The following is a 25,973-nucleotide window of genomic DNA, read 5'->3' on the forward strand; positions in this document are numbered from 1 at the left end:
CCAGTTGTCTCGCCAGAGGCACAGCTGGGTAGCTATGTAGGGAAGGGATAAACGCTGAAAGCATCTAAGTGTGAAACCCACCTCAAGATGAGATTTCCCATCAGCAATGAATAAGAGCCCTGAGAGATGATCAGGTAGATAGGTTAGGAGTGGAAGTTGTGTGAGCAATGTAGCGGACTAATACTAATAGCTCGAAGACTTATCCGAAGTCAAACTAAGTAACGGAAACGTTAAGAATGACGAACTCTGATGCGAGTTGAGGTTAAACTTGGGACTTTCTGATGATAGAGTCGCATACAGCCTCGCTTCTGTGGAAAAAAGATAAATCATCCTAGTGTCTAAAGACACTTCGTCTGATTTCCTATTTTTCCTTTGAAGCGCCAGCAAGCTGGACGGCTTTAATATCCTGTATAGATATTCAATTTTGAGTGTTCTTAACACTCACTCTACACGAACCTGTAGAGAAGAAAATTTTAATATTTTTTTGGAAGATGGCAAGGAGTCAAGATGAGATAAATCTAAGGATTATCGAATCGCAGACGACACAGCCAGGGCCAAAAAAATGAAAAATTTAGTTAAGTGACGATAGCCTAGGAGATACACCTGTTCCCATGCCGAACACAGCAGTTAAGCCCTAGAACGCCGGAAGTAGTTGGGGGTTGCCCCCTGTGAGATATGGTAGTCGCTTAGCTTTTTCTTATCCGCCATAGCTCAGTTGGTAGTAGCGCATGACTGTTAATCATGATGTCGTAGGTTCGAGTCCTACTGGCGGAGTTCCTGACCTCTAGAGGTCTTTTTTTCTTGTTTTTAAGCTAAAATTCTTGGGTTTTCTTCTATTTCAAGTTATAATGAATTGAATTTTAAATTCAAATGATCGTTTAAAAGGAGAATGAAATCTTATGGCAAAAGATATTCGTGTTCTATTGTATTACAAGTATGTTCCAATTGAAAATGCGGAACAATTCACCAAAGACCATTTGGCATTCTGTAAATCCATCGGTCTCAAAGGGCGAATTTTGGTAGCAGATGAGGGGATTAATGGTACTGTATCTGGTGACTTTGAAACAACTCAGAAGTACATGGATTATGTTCACTCACTTCCAGGGATGGAGGATCTCTGGTTTAAAATTGACTTGGAAGAAGAACAAGCCTTTAAAAAGATGTTTGTTCGTTATAAGAAAGAAATTGTTCATCTTGGTCTAGAAGATAACGATTTTGATACAGATATTAACCCACTTGAAACAACAGGTGCTTATCTTTCACCAAAAGAATTTAAAGAAGCTCTTTTGGATGAAGATACAGTTGTACTCGATACACGGAATGATTATGAATATGATTTAGGCCACTTCCGTGGTGCGATTCGTCCTGATATTCGTAATTTCCGTGAATTGCCACAATGGGTACGGGATCACAAAGAAGAATTTATGGATAAGCGTGTCGTGGTTTACTGTACAGGTGGGGTTCGCTGTGAGAAGTTCTCAGGTTGGATGGTCCGTGAAGGATATAAAGATGTAGGCCAATTACACGGTGGTATTGCAACTTATGGTAAAGATCCAGAAGTTCAAGGAGAGCTCTGGGATGGAAAAATGTACGTGTTTGATGAGCGTATAGCGGTTGATATCAACCATGTGGATCCAGTGGTCGTTGGTAAAGATTGGTTTGATGGAACCCCATGCGAACGGTATGTAAACTGCGGAAATCCTTTCTGTAACCGTCGCATTTTAACTTCAGTGGAAAATGAAGATAAATATCTTCGAGGTTGTAGCCATGAGTGCCGCGTTCATCCTCGCAACCGTTATGTTTCTGAAAACGGATTAACTGAGGCCGAAGTTATTGAGCGTTTAGCAGCTATTGGAGAAGTATTAGATCCTGTTATGGCTTAAAACTTGTTTTGAAATAAGTTCGAGTTTTTCTACTCGAACTTTTTCTTTTCTATTGTTTTTTGCTTTTTTATATTTTATAATAAGTGAGTTGAAAATATACAAAGTGAGGAATTATGAAAAAGAACATTAAGTGGATTGTTGGATCTCTAGTTGCGCTTGCCTCTGTTGCCTTTATTGCCGCTGTCTTTTTTGCTAGTACAAATTCAAATGCCAATCCATTTTCAGAAATGGTGAAGCAAATTACTGGTCAAAAGGCTGAAGAAAAGAAAGAGGAAGAGCCTAAGGAAGATGTCGTTAGACCGATAAACAAGAGCCAATCTGATAAGCAACGCGTTATGGAAGAAGATGTTGCTACCATGAATAGTTACGGTCTTTACTATGATTATGCCAACATGTCGCTAGAAGATGTTGTAAAGGCATATATGGATGAGTATGGTATTGACTATTCACAAGTGGCATTCAGTTATAAAAATACAAAATCTAATGAAACATTTGCTTTTAATGATACGCAAGCTATGACAGCTGGCTCCACTTATAAATTGCCGCTTAATATGCTTGTTGTAGATGAAGTTGACCAGGGCAATCTCAGTTTGGAAGAGGAATTTGATATCACTAATACTCAGTATGAATACCAAGGAGAGCACGATAATTATGTAGCTGCTTTTGGAGGTGCGATGACGATTCCAGATATGCAGGTTTATTCATTAGTTTATTCTGAGAATACGCCGGCTTACGCGTTAGCAGATCGTTTAGGTGGTATGGACAAGGTTTACACCATGTATGACCGTTACGGGACATCCAAAGGTGAAATTAAAACGATTTCGACTGAAAACAAAACAACAACGGATTATTTTATTCAAGTACTTGATTATCTCTGGAAAAATCAGAAAAAGTACGCAGAAATATTACGGTTAACGGGTGAGTCCTTCCCTGGAGAATATTATAAGGGATTACTACCTGGTTTGAAGATTGATCAGAAACCGGGTTACGTCAATGAAGCTTTAAATGTTAATGCAGTGGTTTATGAGGAAACACCTTATCTTGTTGCCTTGTACACAGCAGGCTTGGGTGGAAGCACAGTCGCTTCAACCGAAGTGAATCCAGTAGGTCTTTACCAAGTTAGCCAATTAGCCTATGTTATTAATGAGTGGCACCGTGTGAATATGAATCCCTAAGGCTTTCAATTTTTTATTCGAAAAAAAGACAGAAAAAAATCCAATTTCTGTCTTTTTATTTTTTATAATGGCCGTTTTGCAGGGATCCCCGCTTTTCGTGGATATTTATTGGGTGTTTCTTTGCGTTTTTCTAAGATAGTCAAGGCACGAGGATCCCCGTTAGGAAGTTGATAGTTCTCTGTGCTGATAAGCTTGGTAAAGAGAATACTGGATGCATTCTTAGCTTCTTCGATTTCCTCAGCTGCATCACTAGCCTTGAGGGCTAGAAGTTGCCCGTTTAGTTTGAGGAAGGGTATAGTTAGTTCAAGGAGAATAGGCAAGCGGGCAACAGCTCGAGCTGTAACTCGGTTAAAGGTGGCTCGGTAATCTTTGTTCTGTCCGAGATCCTCTGCGCGTCCATGGATAAAGTGCACCTTATCCAATTCCAATTTTTCAGACAGTAGCTGAAGGAACTGGATGCGTTTGTTTAGAGAGTCGATAATTGTGACTTCGATTTCAGGCAAGAGAATCTTTATGGGGAGGCTTGGAAAACCTGCTCCCGCCCCGATATCTAGTAGTTGGAGTGATTGATTTGCGATGTGTCCAAGGAAGACTGGGGCCAAGGAATCATAGAAGTGCTTGAGATAGACTTCTTCCTTGTCCGTGATGGCTGTGAGATTTATTTTTTGATTCCATTCAACGAGTAGCTCATAGTAAGTTTCGAATTGCTGTTTTTGTTTTTGGCTTAGAGGAAAGCCCTGTTCTTCAAGTTTTTGATAGAATATTTCTGGTTTCATAAACCCTCCCTTTTCCCTTTATTCTAACACAATCTAAGCTAATTTTGATATACTAGTACTAGTTTTACGAAAGGAAGGATGTATGGAATGTGGATTTTACTTGGTATTATTTTGATTCTAATCGTATTTGGAGTTGCTTCCTATAATGGTTTGATTCGTTCTCGGATGCAAACACAGGAAGCCTGGAGTCAGATAGATGTACAATTGAAGCGTCGGAATGATTTGATTCCTAATTTGATTGAAACGGTGAAAGGCTATGGGAAGTACGAGCAGTCTACCTTGGATAAAATCACGAGCCTCCGCACCCAGGTTCAGCAAGCTGCTAGTCCAGCAGAAGCTATGGCCGCTAGTGATGCTTTGAGTCGTCACGTTTCAGGTGTGTTCGCGATTGCTGAAAACTACCCCGATTTGAAGGCTAATAGCAATTATTTACAACTCCAAGAAGAGTTGACGAATACAGAAAATAAGATTGCCTATTCTCGTCAACTCTATAATAGTGTTACGGCTAAGTACAACACCAAGTTGGAAACAGTCCCAACAAACTTGATTGCAAATTTCTTCCATTTTCAACCTGAGGAATTTCTTCAAATTCCGGAAGAAGAGAAAGCTGTTCCAAAGATTGATTTTGGGGCTAATGGGCTAGGAGACTAAGATGTTATTTGACCAGATTGCAAGTAATAAAAGGCGTACATGGGTGTTGCTCTTTGTCTTTTTCCTCCTTCTAGCCTTGATTGGAGCTGCAGTTGGTTATCTTTGGTTGGGAAATGTCTGGGGTGGGGTGTTGACGGCCTTCATTATTGGAGGGATTTATGCCCTAAGCATGATTTTCCAAGCTACGGAAATGGTGATGTACATGAACGGAGCTCAGGAAATCAAAGAAAAAGATTATCCTGATTACTATCATATTGTCGAGGATATGGCTATGGTAGCTCAGATTCCTATGCCGCGTGTTTATGTGGTACAAGATCCATCTCCTAATGCTTTTGCGACTGGCTCCAATCCTAAAAATGCGGCTGTGGCTGCCACAACTGGTCTGCTGGATATGATGAACCGGCAAGAGCTAGAGGCGGTCATGGGACACGAAGTGAGTCATATTCGCAACTATGACATTCGCATCTCGACCATTGCTGTGGCCTTAACCAGTGCTGTGACCATGCTCTCGAATATAGCGGGGCGTAACCTTTGGTACAGTATGGGAGGGCGCCGTCGCTCCAATTCTGATGAGAATCAACAAGGCGCAGCCAATATTATCTTCTTGCTTTTATCACTTTTGGCGATTGTGTTAGCCCCGCTCGCAGCGACTTTGGTACAGTTGGCCATTTCTCGCCAACGCGAATTTTTGGCAGATGCTTCCAGTGTTGAGTTAACTCGAAACCCCAAAGGAATGATTTCCGCTTTGGAAAAATTAGAAGGGGGACCTGCAAGTAAGCGGACTGTTGATGACGCAAGTGCTGCCCTCTACATCAATGAGCCTCGAAAAGCTGGAAGTCTTCAAAAATTATTCTATACCCACCCACCAATTCCAGAACGGATTGCTCGTCTGGAAGAAATGTAAGGAGAATCATGTTCCATTTACAAGAAATTCGTCGTAAACCCGAGGGCATTGCCTTTGATCAAGAACTTAGTCTGCTAGCCGATCTCCAGGAACGTAATCCTGAGATTCTGGATCTCCAGAAGGTCAAAGCTATAGGTCAGGTAGTCTATGAGGATGGCCTCTATTTTTTGACTTACAACCTTTCCTATGACATTACTTTAGCTTCCAGTCGCAGTTTAGAACCTGTATCCCTCAAGGAAAATTTTCCTGTATCTGAAGTCTTTGGAGATACGGCGGATGCCGCATCTCTCAGTGAAGAAGAGAGTCTCTTCCTCCTACCGATTGAGGGAGATGGAATTAGTTTGGAAGACAGTGTGGCAGACAATATTCTTTTGGAGATTCCTCTCAAGGTTCTGACGCCAGAAGAGGCAGAAGAGGACACAATGCCTGCTGGTAATTCTTGGCAGGTTTTAACGGAAGAAGATTTTGCGCAGCAGCAAGCGGCCGCGAAAGAAGAAAGTAATCCTTTTGCGTCGCTTAAAGACCTATTTACAGAAGAGTAAGATTATTTGGAGGCGAAAGCCTCCATTTTTTTTGTAAAAAAACGTAACAATTCGTTGACAATATATTACAGAATTGTTAAAATAATTATAGTCAGTAAAGGTCAAATAGTAAGTGTTGGTCAAAGACCTGCTGATTAATAATAAGAAAACTAAACGAGGTAAAACCATGAATTATAGAAATGATGATTATTTTAACCAAATGGACGATTTGATGAACCGCTTGATGGGAGGTCAAGGTTTTCAAAGAGAAACTCGCCGTTACAGAATTAATGGCCAAGAAGTGACACCCGAGCAATTTGCGGCTTTTCAAACACAGTCTGGTCAAGCTGTTCGACCAGCAGCAAAACCAGTTGAGGCAACTGGACAAGGGATCTTGGCTAAGTTGGGACGGAATTTAACAACTGAAGCGCGTCAAGGAAACCTAGATCCAGTTCTTGGTCGGGAAAAGGAAATTCAAGAAACCGCTGAAATTCTGGCTCGTAGGATCAAGAATAACCCAATTTTGGTAGGGGATGCAGGTGTTGGGAAAACGGCTATTGTCGAAGGTCTAGCGCAAGCAATTGTGAAAGGGGATGTACCAGCTGCGATTAAAGATAAGGAAATTATTTCCATAGACATTGCTAACCTTGAAGCTGGGACCCAGTACAGAGGAAGTTTTGAGGAAACCATTCAGAAATTAATAGAGGAAGTACAAGCTGCTGGAAATATTCTCCTCTTCTTTGATGAAATTCATCAAATTCTTGGAGCTGGAAGTACTGGTGGAGATTCAGGTTCTAAAGGATTGGCAGATATCTTGAAACCAGCTCTTTCACGAAGTGAATTGACAGTAATTGGGGCAACAACAGAAGATGAATATCGCAATACAATTTTGAAGAGTGCGGCTCTTGCAAGGCGGTTTAATGAGGTGAAAGTCAAGGCGCCGTCTGCAGATGCAACTTTCGAAATTCTAAAAGGCTTACGGTCACTCTATGAAGAACACCACAATGTGTTATTGCCGGATGCGGTACTTCAAGCAGCGGTTGATTTTTCCGTTCAATATATGCCGCAACGGAGCTTACCGGATAAGGCCATTGATCTTTTGGATATCACGGCAGCTCACTTGGCAGCCCAGCATTCTGAAGTCGATGTCTTCGAAGTGGAGGAAGAAATCCAATTGGAAAAGGCTCGACAAGAAACAGCGGCTGAACAACAAGATTATGAAACAGCCCTTAAGCACAAGGTTCGAATCCAAGAATTGGAAGAGCAAATCAGCCAGCAACGCGCAAGTAAACAAATGGAAGCAAGCGTGAATGATGTGGCTGAATCTATCGAACGTTTGACCGGAATCCCAGTCGCGCAAATGGGTGAAAATGATATTGAACGCTTGAAAGGATTGAAAGAGCGATTGGAAAGCCAGGTGATTGGTCAAAATCAAGCTGTGGAAATGGTGGCGCGAGCTATCCGGCGCAACCGAGCTGGTTTTGACGATGGCAATCGCCCCATTGGCAGCTTCCTCTTTGTAGGACCGACTGGGGTTGGAAAAACAGAGTTGGCTAAGCAATTGTCTATGGAACTTTTTGGTAATAAGGATGCTGTGATTCGCTTGGATATGTCTGAATATGCGGATAAAACAGCAGTTTCGAAACTAATTGGAACCACTGCAGGTTACGTTGGCTATGAGGATAATGGAAATACCTTAACCGAACAAGTTCGTAGAAACCCGTACTCCATTCTCCTTTTTGATGAAATTGAAAAAGCGGATCCACAAGTTTTAACCTTGCTGTTGCAAGTCTTGGATGATGGTCACTTAACAGACGGCCAAGGTAATCGCGTTAATTTTAAGAATACAGTGATTATTGCAACATCAAATGCAGGTTTTGGACATGGTTCCCTCGATGAATCCGGGGAGTTGATGGAGAAATTGGCTCCTTACTTCCGGCCAGAATTCCTTAATCGCTTTAATGCAGTCATCGAATTCCGTCATTTGGAAAAATCCGATTTGGCTCAAATCGTAGAATTAATGCTGGGTGATGTTCAGAAAACGTTAGATAAAAAAGAAATTCATCTGGATGTAACCGTGCCCGTTAAAGAAATTTTGATTGAAAAGGGCTACGATCCCGCTATGGGAGCACGCCCCCTACGCCGTGTGATTGAACAAGAAATTCGAGATAAAGTCACCGACTTCTACCTCGACCATTTAGATGCCAAAGATCTACTAGCTGAGGTTGTGGATGGTCAAATTATAATTCAAGCAAAAGAGCAAGCAGCTTAAACTAGAGAGGTTGGATGAGTGCCAACCTCTTTTTAAGGATCTCACTTCGTTTTCAGAAAGAATATTAATTCCAGCCAAAGAGAATTCTTTTAACAATTGGATTGCTACAGTAGAGTATGCGAAGTGGATACCAGGGTTTGCGAAAAATGGGAAGTGGGTACCAGAGTTTCCGAAAAATTGCAGAAGAATTTTATAGGTGGTATAATGGAATCAAATAGTATAAGGAGAGACTCATGTCAAAAGCAAATTTTGGTGTTGTTGGTATGGCCGTTATGGGGCGGAATCTTGCGCTCAATATCGAGTCACGTGGCTATAAGGTAGCTATTTATAATCGCAGTAAAGAAAAAACAGAGGATGTGATTGCTTCCCATCCCGATAAAAATTTTGTGCCTAGCTATGATGTGGAATCATTTGTGGCATCGATTGAAAAACCTCGTCGCATCATGTTGATGGTCCAAGCAGGTAAAGGTACAGATGCAACCATCCAAGCGTTGCTTCCATACTTGGATAAGGGAGATATCCTGATTGATGGCGGAAACACCTTCTACAAGGACACGATTCGTCGCAATGAAGAATTGGCGGATTCAGGTATTAACTTCATCGGAACAGGGGTTTCCGGTGGTGAGAAAGGGGCTTTAGAAGGACCTTCAATCATGCCTGGCGGACAAAAAGAGGCTTATGAACTGGTAGCAGATGTCTTGGAAGAAATTTCGGCTAAGGCACCGGAAGATGGAGCACCTTGTGTGACCTACATTGGCCCAAATGGAGCTGGTCACTATGTAAAAATGGTTCATAATGGAATTGAGTATGGCGATATGCAATTGATTGCAGAGAGCTATGACTTGATGAAAGGTCTTTTAGGACTATCCGCTGAGGAGATGGCAGATATCTTTACTGAGTGGAACCAAGGGGAATTGGATTCCTACTTGATTGAAATTACATCAGATATCCTGCGCCGTAAGGATGACCAAGGTCAAGACGGACCGATTGTGGATTACATCTTGGATGCAGCAGGAAACAAAGGGACTGGTAAATGGACAAGCCAATCAGCTTTAGATTTAGGTGTGCCATTACCCTTGATTACTGAATCTGTATTTGCTCGTTACATCTCTACTTATAAAGAGGAGCGTGTGGAAGCAAGTAAGATTTTGGCAGGTCCAAGTGTAGCAGCCTACGAAGGAGATAGGGCTGAGTTGATTGAAAAAATCCGTAAGGCCCTTTACTTCTCTAAAATTATGTCTTATGCACAAGGATTTGCACAATTGCGCGTGGCAAGTAAAGAAGAAGGATGGGATCTACCATTTGGTGAGATTGCATCTATTTGGCGTGCAGGATGTATTATTCGTGCCCGTTTCTTGCAAAAGATTACAGATGCCTACAAGGAAGATGTGGATTTACCAAACTTACTCTTGAATGACTATTTCCGTCAAATTACAGCAGATTACCAGGCAGCCGTGCGTGAAGTGGTAGCCTTGGCCATCCAACATGGTGTGCCAGTTCCAACATTTGCAAGTGCGATTAACTACTATGATAGCTATCGTTCAGCTGATTTGCCTGCCAACCTTATCCAAGCGCAACGAGATTACTTCGGAGCTCATACATATGAACGTAAGGATAAAGAAGGTATTTATCACTACTCATGGTATTCTGAAGAATAAGGAGTTGAGATGGGGAAACGCATTTTAATCATTGAACAAGATAGCCATTTGGCTCGTTTCCTCACTCTTGAGTTGGAGTCTGCAGGGTATGAAGTCCTCTGGGAGACAGAGCATCAGGAGGCTTTGAGACTTGCTGCGAGCCGAGATCTGGAGCTCCTTCTCTTTGACTTGCAAGCTGGATTTGATGCCAATCGTTCCTTTTTAGAACAATTGGCCCAAGTAAAACCCTCAGCGGTCATCATTGCTCTGGCTAGTCCTGAGGACCTCAAGACTCAACAGGATGTGATTCATCAGTATACCGTCCTTGTTGCAGTGAAGCCTTTTGTAGCTCCGATTCTGCTAGAGCAGATTGCTTCCATATTTAGAGGGCGGGATTACATCAATCAACATTGTGGGCAAATTAAAAAAGTAGCAAAACACCACCAATTGGAGGTGGACCTAGCAAATCACATGGTTTTCCGCAAGGGGGAGCAGTTAGCTCTGACCCGACGAGAGTATGATCTCTTGATTGCGCTGATGAGTAGTCCTAAAGCTCTTACGCGAGAGGAGTTACTCGAGCGTGTCTGGAAGTATGAAAATCCAGGGGGGACCAATATCGTGGATGTATACATTCGCTACCTACGAGGCAAAATTGATATCGAGGGGCAGGCTAGCTATATTGAGACTGTCCGTGGGGTTGGCTACAAAATGAGAGATTTAACTGTTTAAAAGGTTGGAGTGTGAGCTTCAACCTTTTTTAAACAAAAACTTTTGAAAACCTTTACAAAAAAATCGGAATGCTGTATAATGTACTTGTAAGTCAAACGATTGCCTATCGTGAAGCTATTAAATAAATGAGGAGATGAATGATGAAAGATACATTCAAAAATCTAACGAGCTTTGAATTCTGGCAAAAATTCGGTAAAGCTCTGATGGTGGTTATTGCTGTAATGCCAGCCGCTGGTTTGATGATCTCAATCGGGAAGTCCATTCCGATGTTGGGGCCTGATGTAGCGGCCTTGGTCATGATTGGTAGCGTACTAGAACAAATTGGTTGGGGAGTTATCGGGAACCTACATATTCTCTTTGCCCTAGCAATCGGTGGAAGCTGGGCTAAAGAGCGGGCTGGTGGTGCCTTTGCTGCTGGTTTGTCCTTCATTCTCTTGAACCGCTTGACAGGGGTAATCTTGGGAGTAAACAGTGCCTTGCTAGCTGATCCGGATGCGACTGTCCAAACTCTCCTGGGTTCAACCATTAAAGTATCAGACTACTTTGTGAGTGTCTTGGAAGCACCTGCTTTGAACATGGGGGTATTTGTCGGGATTATCGCCGGTTTTGTAGGGGCAACAGCCTATAATAAATACTATAATTACCGTAAACTTCCTGATGCTCTTTCCTTCTTTAACGGAAAACGGTTTGTACCATTTGTTGTTATCCTACGTTCCGTTATTGTAGCGATTATCTTGGCTGTTGTATGGCCAATCATCCAATCAGGAATTAATGCGTTTGGTGTTTGGATTGCCAACTCTCAAGAGAACGCACCGTTTATTGCACCATTCCTCTTTGGAACCTTGGAACGTCTCTTGTTGCCATTTGGTCTTCACCATATGTTGACCATCCCTATCAACTACACCGCTCTTGGTGGTACTTACGAAATCATGACTGGTGCAACTGCAGGTCAAACTGTATTTGGTCAAGATCCATTGTGGTTAGCGTGGGTTACTGACTTGACAAACTTGAAATCTGCTGGAGATACAGCAGCTTACAATACCCTTTTGGAAACCATTACACCTGCTCGTTTTAAAGTGGGACAAATGATTGGTTCTATGGGTATCTTGATGGGTATCGTTTTCGCAATTTACAAAAATGTTGACGTTGACAAAAAAGCGAAATACAAAGGAATGTTGACCGCAACTGCCTTGGCTGTATTCCTAACAGGGGTAACAGAGCCAGTTGAGTATATGTTCATGTTTGTAGCTATGCCGCTTTATGTCGTATACGCTTTGGTTCAAGGTCTTGCCTTTGGCATGGCAGATATTGTTAACTTACGGATGCACTCTTTCGGTAGTATCGAATTCTTGACCCGTACCCCGCTTGCAATTAATGCCGGTTTGGGCATGGATATTCTTAACTTTATCTGGGTAACCGCACTTTTTGGTTTGGCAATGTACTTCATTGCAGACTTTATGATTCGTAAATTCAACTATGCAACACCAGGACGGAATGGGAACTATGAAGAAGGTATGGCTTCCGATTCAGCTGAAGCAGGTTCAGGTGATGGTAAGGTAGCAGCACCGTCTCAAGCAGTTAATGTTATTAATCTTCTTGGTGGTGCCAGCAACATTTCCGACGTGGATGCATGTATGACTCGTCTACGTGTTACTGTTAAGGATCCAGAAAAAGTTGGTTCTGAGGACTTGTGGAAAAAAGAAGGGGCAATGGGGCTTGTGATGAAAGACTCTGGAGTCCAAGCAATTTACGGTCCGAAAGCAGACGTCTTGAAATCTGATATCCAAGACCTCTTGGATTCAGGTGATGTGATTCCTCAAACAGTTATGACAGTCTTTGACGATGCACCTGCAGAATCTTCTGCTCCTCAAGGTAAATCTGTTGAGATCGCTAGTGTGGCGGATGGTGAAGTTGTTGAGTTAGCAGCTGTTTCTGATCCAGTGTTCTCTCAAAAGATGATGGGAGATGGATTTGCGGTTGAGCCAAGTAATGGTGAGTTCTTTGCACCTGTTAATGCAACAGTAACTAGCATTTTCCCAACCAAACATGCACTTGGTCTTTTGACTGAAGATGGCCTTGAAATCTTGATTCACATTGGTTTGGATACTGTAAGTTTGGAAGGAAAACCATTTACAGTACATGTTACAGAGGGGCAAAAAGTTGAACGTGGTGATCGCCTGGTAACTGCTGACTTGGATGCTATCCGTGAGGCAGGTCGTGAAACAAGCACTATCGTGGTATTCACAAATCAAGATTTTGTTCAAAACGTCAAAGTAACAAAACTTGGCCAAGCTGCTAAAGGTGAAACCGTTGCGACAGTAGACCTATAAGAATAGAAAAGGGTAAAAAATGGCAAAATTCTTAACCTTGAACACCCATTCTTGGATGGAAGAGGAGCCAGAGAAAAAACTGGCAGATCTAGTCCAGCAGATTGTTCGTGAGGAATATGATGTCATTTGTTTGCAAGAAGTTAATCAGGAGATTAACTCTTCCCCTGCGGAAGAAGTGGCGGGCTACGTGGTAGCTCAGCCACTTCTTGCTATTCATGACGATCATTTTGCTCATGTTCTTGTAAAAGAACTGAAAAAATTTGGTTTAACCTATTACTGGAGTTGGGCTTATAATCATATTGGCTATGATCGTTACCACGAAGGAGTTGCAATCCTGTCCAAAGAACCGCTTAAAGCTACGGAACTTCTGGTTTCTGAAATTGATGATCCAAGCGACTATCGTCGGCGTCAAGTTCTATTAGCTGAAACGGAGGTTGATGGACAACGAATTCAAGTTGCCAGTGTACACCTCTCTTGGTGGGACAAAGGTTTTCAGGCAGAGTGGGCACGATTAGAATCAGAATTGTCTCACCAATCCCATCCAGCAGTTTTAATGGGAGATTTTAATAACCCAGCTGGCCAAGAAGGTCACGCGCACATTTTAGCGAGTCCCTTAAATTTGCAAGATAGTCACTTGGTCGCGAGTGAAGTTCGAGGGGACTACACCATGGGTGGTCATATTGATGGCTGGGAAGCAAAAACTCCGCCTTTGAGAATTGATTTTGCCTTCCTATCCCAGGATTGGAGTGTGGACCGGTCAGTTGTGCTTTTTGATGGCGTCCATGGACCAATTGTCAGTGATCACTTCGGTCTGGAAGTCTGTGCAAGAATAAAAACTCCTGGCAAAGGGAATCAAAGCTAACTTGATTTGTAATTTTTGAAAAAAACATCTGTTCAATAGTGGCTGTTCGTAGTTCTTTGCGAACGATATTCTATTCTCAGAATGTAGCACTAAAGTTTATAGTAAGGTTGGGATTAGATTCCCAACCTTTTTTGGGGCATGAATTAGATTTCATTCGAGGACCTTGGTCAATTTTTGTTTCCCAGGCTAGGGGTGTGATATAATGAAGTATTGATGTGTAGGAGGTGGAGTATGCGGTGTCCAGAGTGTCAAAATGATGCAACCAAGGTGATTGATAGTCGGCAGGTTGAAAATGGGGGTGCTATTCGCCGCAGACGTGTCTGTGAAAACTGCCATCACCGTTATACCACATATGAACGGATAGAAACCAAGGCGTTAGTCGTCATCAAGAAGGACGGACGTCGTGAGAATTTTGAACCGTCAAAAATCTATAACGGGATTCTTCAGTCCGCAGAAAAGCGGCCAGTTACCTCTGACCAAATCAAGGATTTGGTCAAACATGTTGAAATCAATTTGCGAAATTCTTCTAGTGGAGAAGTGACGTCAGATGAAGTGGGGAGTCGAGTCCTGGAGGCACTTTCGGAACTGGATCCAATCACTTATTTTCGCTTCGCTAGTGTTTATAAACGTTTTAATGAATTAAGTGAAGTGGAAGAGTTGTTACGACAATTCCGGCAGAAAGGAGACGAAAGTGAAACCGATTGATTTCTTTCGCTATTGTCCTGGATTAGCACCTGAGGGTGATTCGGGGAATCTTATGGTTTGCTACTATCCCATCTTGGGGCCAGAGGCTTTTAGTCTCTATCACTATTTACTGGCTTTTTGGGATGGGGGAGCACAACCGATTCAAGTCAGTCAAGTACTCAACCATCTTCGCATGCCCATTACCCTTTTTACTCAATCCCTGGAACTTCTCCAAGTCTTACGTCTAGCAGAGGTTTATAAGGGAGAGCAGTATCAGATTCAACTTTTGCCCCCACTGAATCGAAAAGAATTTTTAGAAGACCACCTCCTTTCCACATTATTGGAAGAAAGAATAGGGGAAGTTGCGCTCAAGGAGCTATTGCCCGAAAAAGTACTGGGACAAAAGCAGGAGGTCAATTTAGCGAAATTCTTTGATGGCTTACTTGTTCAAGAGGAGGAAATCCATCGCAAGCCCAAGACCAATCAATTTGATCAAGAAATGTTTGCAATGCGGATGGAAAAAAGTCAGTTACGTTACCAAGATCGTAAAAAAGATGTGGTTGACTTGGAACTTTTAGCGAGACGTTACAAGCTGAATTGGAATGAACTTTTCCTCTTGGCGGAAGAGACCCAGGTTCAAGGGAGAATTTCTGTTAAACGAATTGAGGCTAAGTTACAGGCGCCAACGCAGAAAACAAAAATGACTCCGGAAGAAGCATTCTATCTTAAAGAGAGTAAGAGTCAATCAGCTCTCAGCTTCTTAAGCCAGCTTAAAGATACGAGGGGAACTCGAGTGACGGATAGGGAGCGCGATTTAATTCACAGTCTCCAAAATCGTGGTTTTTTAGATGAAGTAATTAGTCTGCTATTTCTGTTAGCCTATAACAGGAATACAGGTCTTCACATTAATGAGCATTATGTCTTAAAAGTTGCGGGAGATTTTGAAGAGCAGGGGGTGGTCAATGCAGAAGCTGCGCTAGACCAAATCCACCAACATATGCAGGAGTATACTAGGACTGCTCCACAAAAGGCGAGTCAACCGAAACGAAGACAGACGTCGACTGTCACCCAGACCAATGTCCCGAAATGGAGTCAGCGTGATTATGTGGACCAATCTACTCCGGAAGAGAAGCAGGCGCGAGAAGAAGAACGCCAACGGCTCTTCCAACAAATGAATGGAGAGGGAATCTAGATGAAACCAGTAAATGATGCCATGAATAATCGTACATCTTCACGTTTTGACTATCAAAGCTTGGTCAATGAAATTGTACGTGATCCAGAGGTTGCAGCTTTTATTGAAGAGCATCAGTTGAACGCAGAGGAAATCAAACGGTCCATTTCAAACTTTAGTCAGTTTATTAGCGAACGCGAATTGTACCAACGTGGTCAGGGATCCTATCTTTCGAAAGGGTATCAACCCATTCTGATCATGAACCAAGGATATGCGGATGTTAGTTACAAAGAAACCACTGAACTAATTGCTGCTGAAAGGGCTAAAGAAATACGGAATCGAGTCCATCTTCTCAATCTCCCCAATAGTCTTCGAGGAATTAGTCTCCAAGATGTTGACCCTGATGATCGATGGGGTACCATTCAGGAATTGACTCGATACCTTCTAAACTATCCCCAAGATAGTAAAGGTTTTTACCTTTATGGGGATTTTGGTATTGGAAAAACCTATCTGCTAGCGGCTTTAGCGAATGATTTGGCTCGTCACAAGGAAGTGGAGACGACTCTTCTGCACTTCCCAACCTTTGTCTTGGATTTGAAAAATGGTTTTGACGAAAAAACTTATCACCGGCAACTCAATCAGGTTAAGGGAGTTCCTGTTCTCATGATTGATGATATCGGCGCAGAGGTTTTCACACCCTGGTTGCGAGATGAAGTGTTACAAATCATCCTCCAACACCGGATGCAAGAGCGCTTGCCAACCTTCTTTAGCTCCAACTTATCTTTTGATGAGCTTCAGGTTCGGATGGCGCAGGGAAGAGCTGGTGATGAGACCTGGCAGGCCACACGTATCATGGAACGGATGCGTTTTTTAGCCAAGGAAATACACGTGCCGGGCCAAAACCGGCGAAATTAGAAAAGGAGAACACATGTCAGTAGCAACAGTGGCAATCGTAGGTCGCCCGAATGTTGGGAAATCGACCCTTTTTAATCGAATTGCTGGAGAGCGGATCTCCATCGTTGAAGATGTTGAAGGAGTTACTCGAGATAGGATTTATGCCCAAGCTGAGTGGCTCAATCGTTCTTTCAGTATCATTGATACTGGAGGAATCGATGATGTCGATGCCCCTTTTATGGAACAAATCAAACATCAAGCTGAAATTGCCATGAATGAAGCAGATGTCATTGTTTTCGTCGTTTCAGGTAAAGAAGGAATCACCAATGCTGATGAGTATGTAGCTAAAATGCTTTATAAAACAGAAAAACCGGTGATTTTAGTTGTCAACAAGGTTGATAACCCAGAAATGCGCAATGATATCTATGATTTCTATTCTCTTGGATTGGGTGAACTCTTCCCGGTTTCCAGTGTTCACGGAATCGGAACTGGTGATGTGTTGGATGCGATTGTGGAGAATCTGCCTGCTGAGAATGCAGAAGAAGAATCGGATGTTATTCGCTTTAGCTTAATCGGCCGACCAAATGTCGGGAAATCAAGTCTCATTAATGCTATTTTAGGAGAAGACCGGGTTATTGCGAGCCCAGTAGCTGGTACCACGCGCGATGCCATAGATACACACTTTGTTGATAATCAGGGTCAAGAATACACCATGATTGACACAGCCGGCATGCGTAAGTCAGGGAAAGTTTATGAAAATACTGAGAAATACTCTGTCATGCGAGCTATGCGAGCTATCGATCGCTCCGACGTGGTACTAATGGTCTTAAATGCCGAGGAGGGTATTCGTGAATATGACAAACGCATTGCTGGTTTTGCCCATGATGCTGGTAAGGGGATTATTATCGTAGTCAATAAATGGGATGCCTTAGAGAAAGACAACCATACTATGAAAAATTGGGAAGAAGATATTCGCGATCAATTCCAGTACTTGGCCTATGCTCCGATTATCTTTGTTTCCGCTTTGACAAAGCAACGTTTGCATAAATTACCCGACATGATTAAGGAAATCAGCCAGAATCAGAATTTACGAATTCCAAGTGCAGTCCTCAATGATGTCATCATGGACGCGATTGCGGTCAATCCTACACCAACTGATAAAGGTAAACGGTTGAAGATTTTCTATGCTACTCAAGTTGCTGTTAAGCCTCCGACCTTCGTCATTTTCGTGAATGAAGAAGAACTGATGCATTTTTCTTATATGCGATTTTTAGAAAATCAAATTCGAAAGGCATTTGTCTTTGAGGGAACTCCCATTCACTTGATAGCACGAAAACGGAAATAGTGTCAAAGACCCAGTCGGGTCTTTTTGACTAGAAAGGATGGTGAAACCATGCGCATGATACCCGGCCGTGTACGCCAGGAGGGAAAACGGATTTATCAACAGGGGGCTGTTAGCTTTGTTGGTTACCAAAATGGACTTCGAGAATTTTTAGTAGGAGAGGAGGAAGTTGTTTATTCTCAAGATGGTAGTCTAGATAAGTGTAGCTGTCAAAATTTTGAAAATAAGGGGTATTGCTCGCACATTGCTGCAGTTGAAAACTATTTACGGGAGGCTGATTCTGAGGAAGGACTAAGAAAGAGTACAGAGAAAACTCTCCCAGTTCCGCTCTCCCAGTTGGATACCTTTGAAGGGACTCAATTTTTCAAGCACTTTCTTTCAGAGGATAGTTCTAAAGCCTACCTATCACTTGAAGTGGAAGGGAGTCTCTTGGGGACAGGGGATCGTTTGGCATGGACATTGCGCGTCCGCTATGGAGCATCTAAGGCCTATATCATGCGGGATATCCCTAATTTTCTTCAGCGCTTGGAATTCGGGGACAGTTACCGACTCAATCGCGCCTTGAAGCTAGATTTGAGTTGGGAGATATTGGAGCCAGCGAGTCGTGCTCTCTGCAACTTTCTCCTCTCTCTGGACGCTGAGCCAGACGCTAGCAGCCTCTTTTATCAGAAAAATGGCCGTTATCTCTATCTCCCCTTCCCCTTGCTTAAGCAAGCTCTTCCCTTTTTTCAAAAACTAGAGGGTTTCCAAATTTTGATAGAGGAGCGTAGGTTGACGGATTTTGCACCCAAACCCTTGTCTGAAGTCGAGAGCCCTTATCAGATTGACGTTCAGGTACAAACAGCAGGCTATAAGCTGGATTTCCAAGTTTTACCCCATTTAGCGCTCTTTGATCATCAAATACTCTATTATCTAGGTGGTTTTTACCAGGTCCCTTATGAAGTTGGCCTCTTTCATCAAGAACTATTTGATCGTTTTCTATCTATTCGAAATCGGCAGCAGGAATTGCTCTTGGATGGCCAACAAATTAGTGATTTATATTATTTTAGAAAAAAATATCGAGGGGTTGTGCAAGTCCTTATTCCTAAAACTCTACAAGAAAAAGACTTTACAGTTCATCTGACCCTGGATAAGGATCCCAAAGGTTGGCTGCATAGCCGCTACTACTATGAAGTAGAAGGCAAGAAGTATGTGGAAGCACACCAATTGACTGAAGCAGGAATTGTTTTAGACCCCCTCCATTACAGGGCTTTTGAGGAAGTTATGAGAGCAGCGGGTTTTCCTATGACCATGGTCGGCCGTCGTCTGCCCTTTTCAGAAGCGGATTTCTTGAAGTTCTTCCAATTCCATTTACCGCACTTGCAAGAAGTAGCTCAGGTAACTCTATCCCCAGCTTTTGGAAATATTCGTCAAGAGATGGAACTAAATATAACTGTTGAGGAGGGTCACCGCTACTTGCAAGTGCATTTTTCTATGGAGGGAATTGATAAAAGTGAAATTCAGGAAGCGGTAGAAATTCTTCTTAAGGGAGGTCTCTTTAAAACCAAGGCTGGCAAATATGTCGGTCTGGCTCAGAAAGACCGAAGGCAACTGCAAGCGCTTGTGGACTTAGAGGGCAGTCAGTGGGACTTGCAATCAGGGCAAGTGCAGGTTAAGCGGCAGTTGTTGGGACGCTTGCAAAGCATTTTGCAGGAGGGTACTGTTACCTATTCCCAAGCACTTGATGAATTACTGAATCATTTAGCTAACCCTGCTAGTTTTCCGCTCCCTCAGAACCCTATTCTTGAGCAGTTGCGGGATTACCAAAAGGTAGGTGTAGCATGGCTTTCGATGCTGGCACACTATGGATTCGGTGGTATCCTAGCGGATGACATGGGGCTGGGAAAAACCATTCAAGCTATTTGTTTTTTGGCTCTCCACTTAGAACCTGGGAAGAAAGCCTTGGTGGTGGTTCCTTCTGGCCTTCTCTACAACTGGCAGGATGAGTTTCAACGCTTTGCTCCTCACTTGTCTGTGGGCCTTATCTATGGCTCTAAACAGGAGCGTTTGCAGGTCTTGGAATCAGACCACCAAATTTATCTAACTAGTTATGGGAGTTTACGCCAGGATGTCACCGCCTACCAGAATCGGTCATTTCAGAGTTTAATTTTGGATGAAGCCCAGTATCTGAAGAATCAACGAACCAAAGTGCATGCTAGCTTAGAACAGATAGAAGCCCAGTCTATTTTTGCTTTATCGGGGACGCCGGTGGAAAACCGAATTGAGGAAATTGGTGCTATCTTTAATCTCGTTTTACCGGGACTTTTACCAGCAAAAAAGACTTTACTTAAGATGCCAGTGGAAGCAGTGGCGCAGCAAATTCGACCCTTCATTTTGAGACGAGATAAGCAAGAAATCTTGAAGGAGTTACCAGAAAAGAGCGAAGGAGTCTACGTAACGGAATTGCTGCCGGAACAAAAGACTCTATATCTGGCTCAGTTAAGTCAGATGCAAGAACAATTGGAGGGCTTGTCTGAACAGGAATTTCGTAAGCGAAAAGTTGAGTTTTTGGCGGGTCTAACTCGTCTACGGCAAATCTGTGATAGCCCAGCTTTGTTCCTAGAAAATTACCAAGGAAAAAGCGGTAAGTTGGAAGCCTTGAAGGAGATGGTTGCCCGAGCCAAGGAAAGTGGGCAGCGGCTGCTAATTTTTTCTCAATTCGTAGGTATGTTAGACCTGGTGGCAGAATTGGTTGAGCAACAGGGTTTGAATTTCTACACTATTCAGGGATCAACCCCAGCCCAGGAAAGGCAGGAGATTAGTCATGCCTTTAATCAGGGGCAGGGGGATGGCATTCTAATTTCCTTAAAAGCAGGTGGTGTTGGCCTTAACTTGACAGGGGCAGATGCGGTTTTTCTTTTGGATTTATGGTGGAACCCTGCAGTGGAGGAGCAGGCGATTGGTCGAGCTCATCGTATGGGGCAACAGAATCCTGTCCAAGTGTATCGATTTATTACGAAGGGGAGCATCGAAGAAAAGATTTTTGAATTACAAGAAAATAAACGCAACTTGCTTGGGTCTATTTTGGATGCTGGGCGTCCAAATGAGGCTATGAGTTTGGAGGAAATCAAGGAAATTTTAGGAATTTCATAAAAGCTGGGGAGAAGAAACTTGAAAATCGCGGAAAAAACGCTATAATTGAAGTTTGAAAGGATAGAACGATGGCAGATAAACAATTTCCTTTGGAACCGATTTTTGAGGAACGCAAGTATTTGAATCTCTATGAAGAGTCAGATTTGATTTCGAATATTAAGGGAGACTATGAAGACAAGGCGATCTATGATTGGGCTCCTATTTCCAATGTAAGGCAGGAAGTTGAGCTTCCGCAAGAGGCGAAAACCTTTCAAACGGATGCGGCTTTGGGACGAGAAGAGGCCAGGGAAAGTGTGCGTCAAAAGCGGTCCGCGGCCTATCTTCAGGATGATCCCAACCAAACCTTTCGAAAAGAATTGCAGAGTCGTCGGCTCAAGACAGAACCAACAGCTTTGTTTCAACAGGAGTCTGCTTCTGATTACCGAAAGTATAGTCAGAATTTAAGTCAGGAGCGCTATATTTTAGCTGATTTACGTGGGTCTCGTGGACGGAAACCTAAAAAGTCGGCTAATAAAGATTCCTACGACTTTCTAAGAAAGAGTCAAATTTACCAAGAGAAAGAACAGAAAGTAACTCCTCGTCAAACCAATCAAGAACTGGATTTGCGTAAGTTGACGGGTGAGAAGGAGAAAAAATGACCAAGCGTTTTCATTTTATCGGAATCAAGGGTTCGGGCATGTCCGCCCTAGCCCTTATGCTACACCAAATGGGTTATGAAGTACAGGGGAGTGATGTTGACAAGTATTACTTCACCCAACGTGGTTTGGAACAAGAGGGGATCAAAATCCTTCCTTTTGACGCGGCTAACCTTTCTCCTGATTTGGAGTTGATTGCTGGAAATGCCTTCAAGGCAAGTAATAATGTAGAATTGGCTGCGGCGGAAGCACAAGGCATGTCCTACCGGCGCTACCATGAATTCCTGGGTGAATTCATGGAACAGTTCACTAGTCTTGGAGTTGCAGGGGCACACGGCAAAACCTCAACCACAGGTCTCTTGGCCCATGTACTTTCTAACATGACAGATACTTCCTATTTGATTGGGGACGGGACTGGTCGTGGATCAAAAGAAGCTGGCTATTTTGTATTTGAATCGGATGAGTACGAGCGCCATTTTTTGCCCTATCACCCAGCCTATTCTATTATTACCAATATTGATTTCGATCATCCCGATTACTTCACTAGTTTAGATGATGTGTTTGATGCCTTCGATACCTATGCGAAAAATGTCAAACAAGGTCTCTTCATTTATGGGGAAGATCCGTCTCTTCGAAAAATTACAGCGGATGCGCCGATTTACTACTATGGATTTGACCCTGAGCAGAATGATTTTATTGCCAAAGATTTGGTACGTTTGACCACCGGTTCAACCTTCACTGTGGTATTCCGAGGGGAAGAGCTGGGACAGTTCCATATTCCAACCTATGGGAAGCATAATGTGATGAATGCAACAGCAGTGATTGGCTTGCTGTATACGATTGGCTTCGATTTGGATTTGGCACGCCAGCACTTGACAACTTTCGCTGGGGTTAAACGTCGTTTTACAGAAAAGATTGTGAATGGTGTAACAATCATTGATGACTTCGCTCATCATCCAACGGAAATTATAGCGACCATCGATGCGGCTCGTCAGAAGTATCCAAGTAAAGAGATTGTCGCCATTTTCCAACCCCATACCTTCACGCGGACGATTGCCTTGATGGATGAGTTTGCGGATGCTCTGAATTTGGCGGATTCCGTTTATTTAGCTGAGATTTATGGTTCTGCTCGAGAAGTGGACAATGGACAGGTGCGCGTGGAAGATTTGGCTGAGAAGGTCCAGAAAAAAGGTGGCATTATTACCGTTGACAATGTCTCTCCTTTGCTCGACCATGACAAAGCCATCTTCGTCTTTATGGGAGCTGGAGATATCCAGACTTATGAGCACTCTTTTGAGCAGCTCTTAGCAAATTTAACCAATAATATTCAATAACCCATGAAGAGAGGCGGGCTGAGCCCGACCTCCACTTCTTTTTTTGGAGGAATCATGATTCGATTAGCAGCAATGGCAGACCTGGACCGCTTGTATGAGATTGAAGTCCAAAATTTTGGACAAAAAGAAGCTTTGCCTCGCGAAACCCTGGCCGTCCATATCCAAAACATCAAAACCAGTTTTTTGGTCTATGAAAAAGAAAACCGCATCCTAGCTTATATTGAAGGGCCGGTAGTTCCTGAACGTACTTTGGTGGATCGGAATTTTTATGAAGCCAAAGATTTTAGTGAAAAAACAGGTGGTTATATTTCAATTACCAGTTTGTCTGTGGCCCCAGAGGCCCAGAAGCGTGGTCTTGCAACCATTCTCTTAGATGAGCTCAAGCAAGTGGCGATACAGGATGGCCGTGAGGGGATTAACCTCACTTGTCACGATTACTTGATAGGCTTTTATGAAAAACAGGGTTTTAAGTTGCTTGGACCTTCCTCTTCTACTTATGCAGGAGAAAAATGGTTTGATATGCTTTGGGAAAATAGCCGTTAATCGATATTGGAAATGGAGGTCTTTGTGATATAATAATCTAGATTAGTAAGAAGGAGGTCCCGCCTTTGGCTGACCAAGATGACAGACGAAGAGGTCTCAGCTTTAAAGAGCAAATTTTAAGAGACCTTTCCCAATCTAAGAAAAAACGACAGGAATCCATGCTGGCTGCACAGCAGGCTAAAATGGAGACGATTGCCAAAGAGCAGGCGCGTGAGCTTGAGGCTGTGAAACCGACTGGGGCTGAGTCTGAACAGCAGGATTTAGGTCAAAAGCAGCCACCTAAGGTGCCCCTACAAGCAGTACGTGGGACACAAGGAGAGGCTAAGACCAATAAATCTCAAGAGACCAAGCGCCGTGGAAAATCTGTACAGATTCCTCTATCAATTGGGAAAAAACACACCAAGACTATTGAGACCGAGGCTCTCCGCAAACAAAGGAGCGTCCCGGCCGCAAAAGAAAAAGCCCATGCCGAAGCGATTCAACAGAAACAACCTGGATCGCACATCCGCATGAAAGCAGCCCCTGGGAAGTCCCTCTCTTTTGCTGCCGAAGAAAACAAGCAAAGCCTGGCGCCTGTCAAGGAAGCCAAGTTGGCTCGGGTTGAAGCCGTTGCCTGGCAAGGAGAAGATGACGATATGGAAAAACGCTTAGAAAAACGAAGAAAGCAGAATCAAGTAGCCAAAAAGATAGTCGGGATCGTAACCCTAATCTTGCTTGTTTGCTTGATTGCTACTGGAATTTTTGGATATACCTATGTTCAGTCCGCTCTTGGACCTATTGATAAAGACTCAACCGAGTATGTCCAAGTAGAAATTCCAATTGGCTCTTCCAACCGTGAAATTGGTCGAATTTTGGAAGATGCCGGTTTGATTGAGAGTGGCCAAGTTTTCAATTTTTACACCCAATTCCGCAATCATACTGATTTCCAATCTGGTTACTATAACCTGCAAAAAAATATGGATGTGGAAGAAATTATTGAACGCTTGAAGGAAGGTGGAACAGAAAGTCCTGTTGCCCCGTCTTTAGGTAAAATAACCATTCCTGAAGGTTATACCTTGGAGCAAATTGCGGATGTAGTGACGCTGAATGCAGCTTCCAAAGACGGAAAAGAAAAAAGTATTTTCAGCAAGGAAGAATTCATGGCGAAGGTTCAGGATGATGCTTTTATAGAAGCAGAAAAAGCCAAATATCCAACCTTGCTGTCCAGTCTTCCATCTAAAGAATCTGGGGTTAAATATCGCTTAGAAGGCTATCTTTTCCCAGCAACCTATGATTACAATGAAGGGGATACAGTAGAAAACTTGATTGACCAGATGATTGCCGCAATGGATGCCAATCTGGCTCAATTCTACGGTACAATCTCAGAACAGCAAAAATCAGTAAATGATATTTTGACCTTGGCTTCCCTTGTTGAAAAAGAAGGGGCGACCGATGAAGATCGCAAGAATATTGCGAGTGCTTTTAACAATCGTCTTAGCCAACAAATGCCACTTCAAAGTAATATTGCTATCCTGTATGCTATGGGTAAACTTGGCCAGAAAACAACCCTGGCTGAAGATGCTGGTATTGATACCAACATTGATTCCCCATTCAACATATACAAAAATCAAGGCTTGATGCCGGGGCCAGTTGATAGTCCAGGAATGGCAGCTATCCGCGCGACCATTGAGCCGAATAAGACAGATTACCTCTACTTTGTTGCTGATGTTGATACCGGTACTGTTTATTATGCCAATAATATCGAAGAGCACAATCGAAATGTAGAGGAGCATGTCAATTCCAAACTAGCCAATCTATCAGCTAGTTCCAATTAGAAAGTGAGAAATCATGGCAGAAAAAACCTATCCAATGACTCAGGCTGAAAAAGAAAAGCTTGAAAAAGAACTGGAAGAACTCAAACTCGTTCGTCGCCCTGAAGTGGTCGAACGCATTAAAATCGCCCGTTCATACGGAGATTTGTCAGAAAACAGTGAGTACGAGGCAGCCAAGGATGAGCAGGCCTTTGTTGAAGGTCAAATTTCAGACCTGGAAAACAAGATTCGTAATGCAGAAATCGTTGATTCTGATTCTGTAGCTAAAAACGAAGTCGCAATTGGCAAAACTGTTACCATCCAAGAAGTGGGTGAAACTGAGAAAGAAACCTATATGATTGTTGGGTCTGCAGGAGCAGATGCCTTTGCTAACAAGGTTTCCAACGAAAGTCCAATTGGACAAGCCCTAATCGGTCGTAAAACAGGGGATACAGTCACTGTACAAACACCTGTGGGCAGCTACGATGTCAAAATTTTGTCTGTTAAAAAATCAAAATAAGTAGGCTATGCTTGTAAGAAAAAAGACTTGAATCTTATGATAGAGATTCAAGTCTTTTTTTGGTACGACGGGCATGTCGTACATCTGAGGTGTAAGTCCTCTGTGGGCACCTGCTACCGGTGAACCCAATAGCGACTCCCAAGCCTGACTATCGTGAGGTAGCGGGGAGAGGAAGGGATAGCGAAATC

Annotated in this window: 22 protein-coding genes, 1 tRNA gene and 2 rRNA genes; 23 read left to right on the plus strand and 2 right to left on the minus strand. The window is 43.0% G+C overall.

The annotated features are described in order from the left end of the window. From I2503_RS05065 to I2503_RS05085, 5 genes are all read left to right on the plus strand, one after another. Positions 1-207, plus strand: a 23S ribosomal RNA gene (locus I2503_RS05065); the annotation flags it as partial. A gap of 368 nt (positions 208-575) precedes the next feature. Further along, positions 576-691, plus strand: a 5S ribosomal RNA gene (rrf, locus tag I2503_RS05070). A 9-nt stretch (positions 692-700) separates the two neighbouring features. Further along, a tRNA-Asn gene (locus I2503_RS05075) sits at positions 701-774 on the plus strand. Positions 775-899: 125 nt separating this feature from the next. After that, positions 900-1,883 carry a rhodanese-related sulfurtransferase gene (locus I2503_RS05080; protein ID WP_196967248.1) on the plus strand — a complete coding sequence of 328 codons (984 nt, stop codon included), beginning with the start codon at positions 900-902 and terminating at the stop codon, positions 1,881-1,883. Positions 1,884-1,996: 113 nt separating this feature from the next. Beyond that, entirely contained in the window at positions 1,997-3,058 is a 1,062-nt protein-coding gene (locus I2503_RS05085) for a serine hydrolase (RefSeq protein ID WP_196967249.1), read from the plus strand. 62 nt (positions 3,059-3,120) lie between these two features. Here I2503_RS05085 and rsmG read toward each other — a convergent pair whose 3' ends face one another. Beyond that, positions 3,121-3,834, minus strand: coding sequence for a 16S rRNA (guanine(527)-N(7))-methyltransferase RsmG (gene rsmG / locus I2503_RS05090; RefSeq protein ID WP_196967250.1), 714 nt, complete (start codon positions 3,832-3,834; stop codon positions 3,121-3,123). An 87-nt stretch (positions 3,835-3,921) separates the two neighbouring features. On the opposite strand from rsmG, the gene I2503_RS05095 reads away from it, so the two are divergent. From I2503_RS05095 to greA, 18 genes are all read left to right on the plus strand, one after another. Continuing rightward, positions 3,922-4,485: a LemA family protein gene (locus tag I2503_RS05095; protein WP_196091466.1), complete on the plus strand. Its 564-nt coding sequence runs from the start codon at positions 3,922-3,924 to the stop codon at positions 4,483-4,485. 1 nt (position 4,486) lies between these two features. Further along, entirely contained in the window at positions 4,487-5,389 is a 903-nt protein-coding gene (gene htpX / locus I2503_RS05100; RefSeq protein ID WP_196091467.1) for a zinc metalloprotease HtpX, read from the plus strand. An 8-nt stretch (positions 5,390-5,397) separates the two neighbouring features. Continuing rightward, entirely contained in the window at positions 5,398-5,931 is a 534-nt protein-coding gene (locus I2503_RS05105; protein ID WP_196967251.1) for a YceD family protein, read from the plus strand. A 166-nt stretch (positions 5,932-6,097) separates the two neighbouring features. After that, positions 6,098-8,182, plus strand: a complete 2,085-nt coding sequence (locus I2503_RS05110) for an ATP-dependent Clp protease ATP-binding subunit (protein ID WP_196967252.1) — start codon at positions 6,098-6,100, stop codon at positions 8,180-8,182. Positions 8,183-8,415: 233 nt separating this feature from the next. Then, positions 8,416-9,840 (plus strand): NADP-dependent phosphogluconate dehydrogenase, encoded by a 1,425-nt coding sequence (gene gndA / locus I2503_RS05115; protein ID WP_196967253.1) that lies wholly within the window; start codon positions 8,416-8,418, stop codon positions 9,838-9,840. A 9-nt stretch (positions 9,841-9,849) separates the two neighbouring features. After that, positions 9,850-10,548: a response regulator transcription factor gene (locus I2503_RS05120; RefSeq protein WP_196967254.1), complete on the plus strand. Its 699-nt coding sequence runs from the start codon at positions 9,850-9,852 to the stop codon at positions 10,546-10,548. Between the two features lie 137 nt (positions 10,549-10,685). Next, positions 10,686-12,878 carry a PTS transporter subunit IIBC gene (locus I2503_RS05125; protein ID WP_196967255.1) on the plus strand — a complete coding sequence of 731 codons (2,193 nt, stop codon included), beginning with the start codon at positions 10,686-10,688 and terminating at the stop codon, positions 12,876-12,878. A gap of 19 nt (positions 12,879-12,897) precedes the next feature. Beyond that, on the plus strand, positions 12,898-13,740 hold the full coding sequence (locus tag I2503_RS05130; protein ID WP_196967256.1) for an endonuclease/exonuclease/phosphatase family protein: 843 nt from the start codon (positions 12,898-12,900) through the stop codon (positions 13,738-13,740). A gap of 231 nt (positions 13,741-13,971) precedes the next feature. Beyond that, complete coding sequence (gene nrdR, locus I2503_RS05135; RefSeq protein ID WP_196091474.1) at positions 13,972-14,445, plus strand: transcriptional regulator NrdR; 474 nt, start codon at positions 13,972-13,974, stop codon at positions 14,443-14,445. Further along, entirely contained in the window at positions 14,432-15,616 is a 1,185-nt protein-coding gene (locus I2503_RS05140; protein ID WP_196967257.1) for a hypothetical protein, read from the plus strand. Before nrdR ends, I2503_RS05140 begins: the two co-directional genes overlap by 14 nt. Continuing rightward, the gene (gene dnaI, locus I2503_RS05145) at positions 15,617-16,510 is read left to right on the plus strand and encodes a primosomal protein DnaI (protein ID WP_196967258.1); all 894 of its coding nucleotides are present in this window, start codon (positions 15,617-15,619) and stop codon (positions 16,508-16,510) included. 13 nt (positions 16,511-16,523) lie between these two features. After that, a complete protein-coding gene (der, locus tag I2503_RS05150) occupies positions 16,524-17,834 on the plus strand; it encodes a ribosome biogenesis GTPase Der (protein ID WP_196967259.1) in 1,311 nt (436 codons plus the stop codon). A 48-nt stretch (positions 17,835-17,882) separates the two neighbouring features. After that, positions 17,883-20,963, plus strand: coding sequence for an SNF2-related protein (locus I2503_RS05155; protein WP_196967260.1), 3,081 nt, complete (start codon positions 17,883-17,885; stop codon positions 20,961-20,963). A 68-nt stretch (positions 20,964-21,031) separates the two neighbouring features. Then, a complete protein-coding gene (locus I2503_RS05160; protein ID WP_196091479.1) occupies positions 21,032-21,601 on the plus strand; it encodes a hypothetical protein in 570 nt (189 codons plus the stop codon). Continuing rightward, complete coding sequence (murC, locus tag I2503_RS05165; RefSeq protein WP_196091480.1) at positions 21,598-22,932, plus strand: UDP-N-acetylmuramate--L-alanine ligase; 1,335 nt, start codon at positions 21,598-21,600, stop codon at positions 22,930-22,932. Before I2503_RS05160 ends, murC begins: the two co-directional genes overlap by 4 nt. 51 nt (positions 22,933-22,983) lie before the next feature. Continuing rightward, positions 22,984-23,475, plus strand: coding sequence for a GNAT family N-acetyltransferase (locus tag I2503_RS05170; RefSeq protein WP_196967261.1), 492 nt, complete (start codon positions 22,984-22,986; stop codon positions 23,473-23,475). A gap of 65 nt (positions 23,476-23,540) precedes the next feature. Next, on the plus strand, positions 23,541-25,289 hold the full coding sequence (gene mltG / locus I2503_RS05175; protein WP_247644685.1) for an endolytic transglycosylase MltG: 1,749 nt from the start codon (positions 23,541-23,543) through the stop codon (positions 25,287-25,289). A 13-nt stretch (positions 25,290-25,302) separates the two neighbouring features. After that, positions 25,303-25,785, plus strand: coding sequence for a transcription elongation factor GreA (gene greA / locus I2503_RS05180; RefSeq protein ID WP_196091481.1), 483 nt, complete (start codon positions 25,303-25,305; stop codon positions 25,783-25,785). Here the strand turns inward: greA and I2503_RS09505 are convergent. Further along, positions 25,777-25,973: hypothetical protein (locus I2503_RS09505; protein ID WP_210766806.1), on the minus strand; the 197-nt coding region annotated here is incomplete at its 5' end. The genes greA and I2503_RS09505 overlap by 9 nt on opposite strands.

Source organism: Streptococcus sp. NLN64, from assembly GCF_015831295.1.
Taxonomy (GTDB): Bacteria; Bacillota; Bacilli; order Lactobacillales; family Streptococcaceae; genus Streptococcus.

Excerpts from the sequence above, each read along its gene's own strand:
- I2503_RS05085 (WP_196967249.1), top strand. The coding sequence starts at position 1,997 with ATGAAAAAGAACATTAAGTGGATTGTTGGATCTCTAGTTGCGCTTGCC.
- I2503_RS05130 (WP_196967256.1), top strand. The coding sequence starts at position 12,898 with ATGGCAAAATTCTTAACCTTGAACACCCATTCTTGGATGGAAGAGGAG.
- I2503_RS05095 (WP_196091466.1), top strand. The coding sequence starts at position 3,922 with ATGTGGATTTTACTTGGTATTATTTTGATTCTAATCGTATTTGGAGTT.
- I2503_RS05160 (WP_196091479.1), top strand. The coding sequence starts at position 21,032 with ATGGCAGATAAACAATTTCCTTTGGAACCGATTTTTGAGGAACGCAAG.
- I2503_RS05155 (WP_196967260.1), top strand. The coding sequence starts at position 17,883 with ATGCGCATGATACCCGGCCGTGTACGCCAGGAGGGAAAACGGATTTAT.
- I2503_RS05120 (WP_196967254.1), top strand. The coding sequence starts at position 9,850 with ATGGGGAAACGCATTTTAATCATTGAACAAGATAGCCATTTGGCTCGT.
- greA (WP_196091481.1), top strand. The coding sequence starts at position 25,303 with ATGGCAGAAAAAACCTATCCAATGACTCAGGCTGAAAAAGAAAAGCTT.
- gndA (WP_196967253.1), top strand. The coding sequence starts at position 8,416 with ATGTCAAAAGCAAATTTTGGTGTTGTTGGTATGGCCGTTATGGGGCGG.
- der (WP_196967259.1), top strand. The coding sequence starts at position 16,524 with ATGTCAGTAGCAACAGTGGCAATCGTAGGTCGCCCGAATGTTGGGAAA.
- I2503_RS05105 (WP_196967251.1), top strand. The coding sequence starts at position 5,398 with ATGTTCCATTTACAAGAAATTCGTCGTAAACCCGAGGGCATTGCCTTT.
- I2503_RS05110 (WP_196967252.1), top strand. The coding sequence starts at position 6,098 with ATGAATTATAGAAATGATGATTATTTTAACCAAATGGACGATTTGATG.
- htpX (WP_196091467.1), top strand. The coding sequence starts at position 4,487 with ATGTTATTTGACCAGATTGCAAGTAATAAAAGGCGTACATGGGTGTTG.
- I2503_RS05080 (WP_196967248.1), top strand. The coding sequence starts at position 900 with ATGGCAAAAGATATTCGTGTTCTATTGTATTACAAGTATGTTCCAATT.
- nrdR (WP_196091474.1), top strand. The coding sequence starts at position 13,972 with ATGCGGTGTCCAGAGTGTCAAAATGATGCAACCAAGGTGATTGATAGT.
- rsmG (WP_196967250.1), bottom strand. The coding sequence starts at position 3,834 with ATGAAACCAGAAATATTCTATCAAAAACTTGAAGAACAGGGCTTTCCT.
- I2503_RS05125 (WP_196967255.1), top strand. The coding sequence starts at position 10,686 with ATGATGAAAGATACATTCAAAAATCTAACGAGCTTTGAATTCTGGCAA.
- dnaI (WP_196967258.1), top strand. The coding sequence starts at position 15,617 with ATGAAACCAGTAAATGATGCCATGAATAATCGTACATCTTCACGTTTT.
- murC (WP_196091480.1), top strand. The coding sequence starts at position 21,598 with ATGACCAAGCGTTTTCATTTTATCGGAATCAAGGGTTCGGGCATGTCC.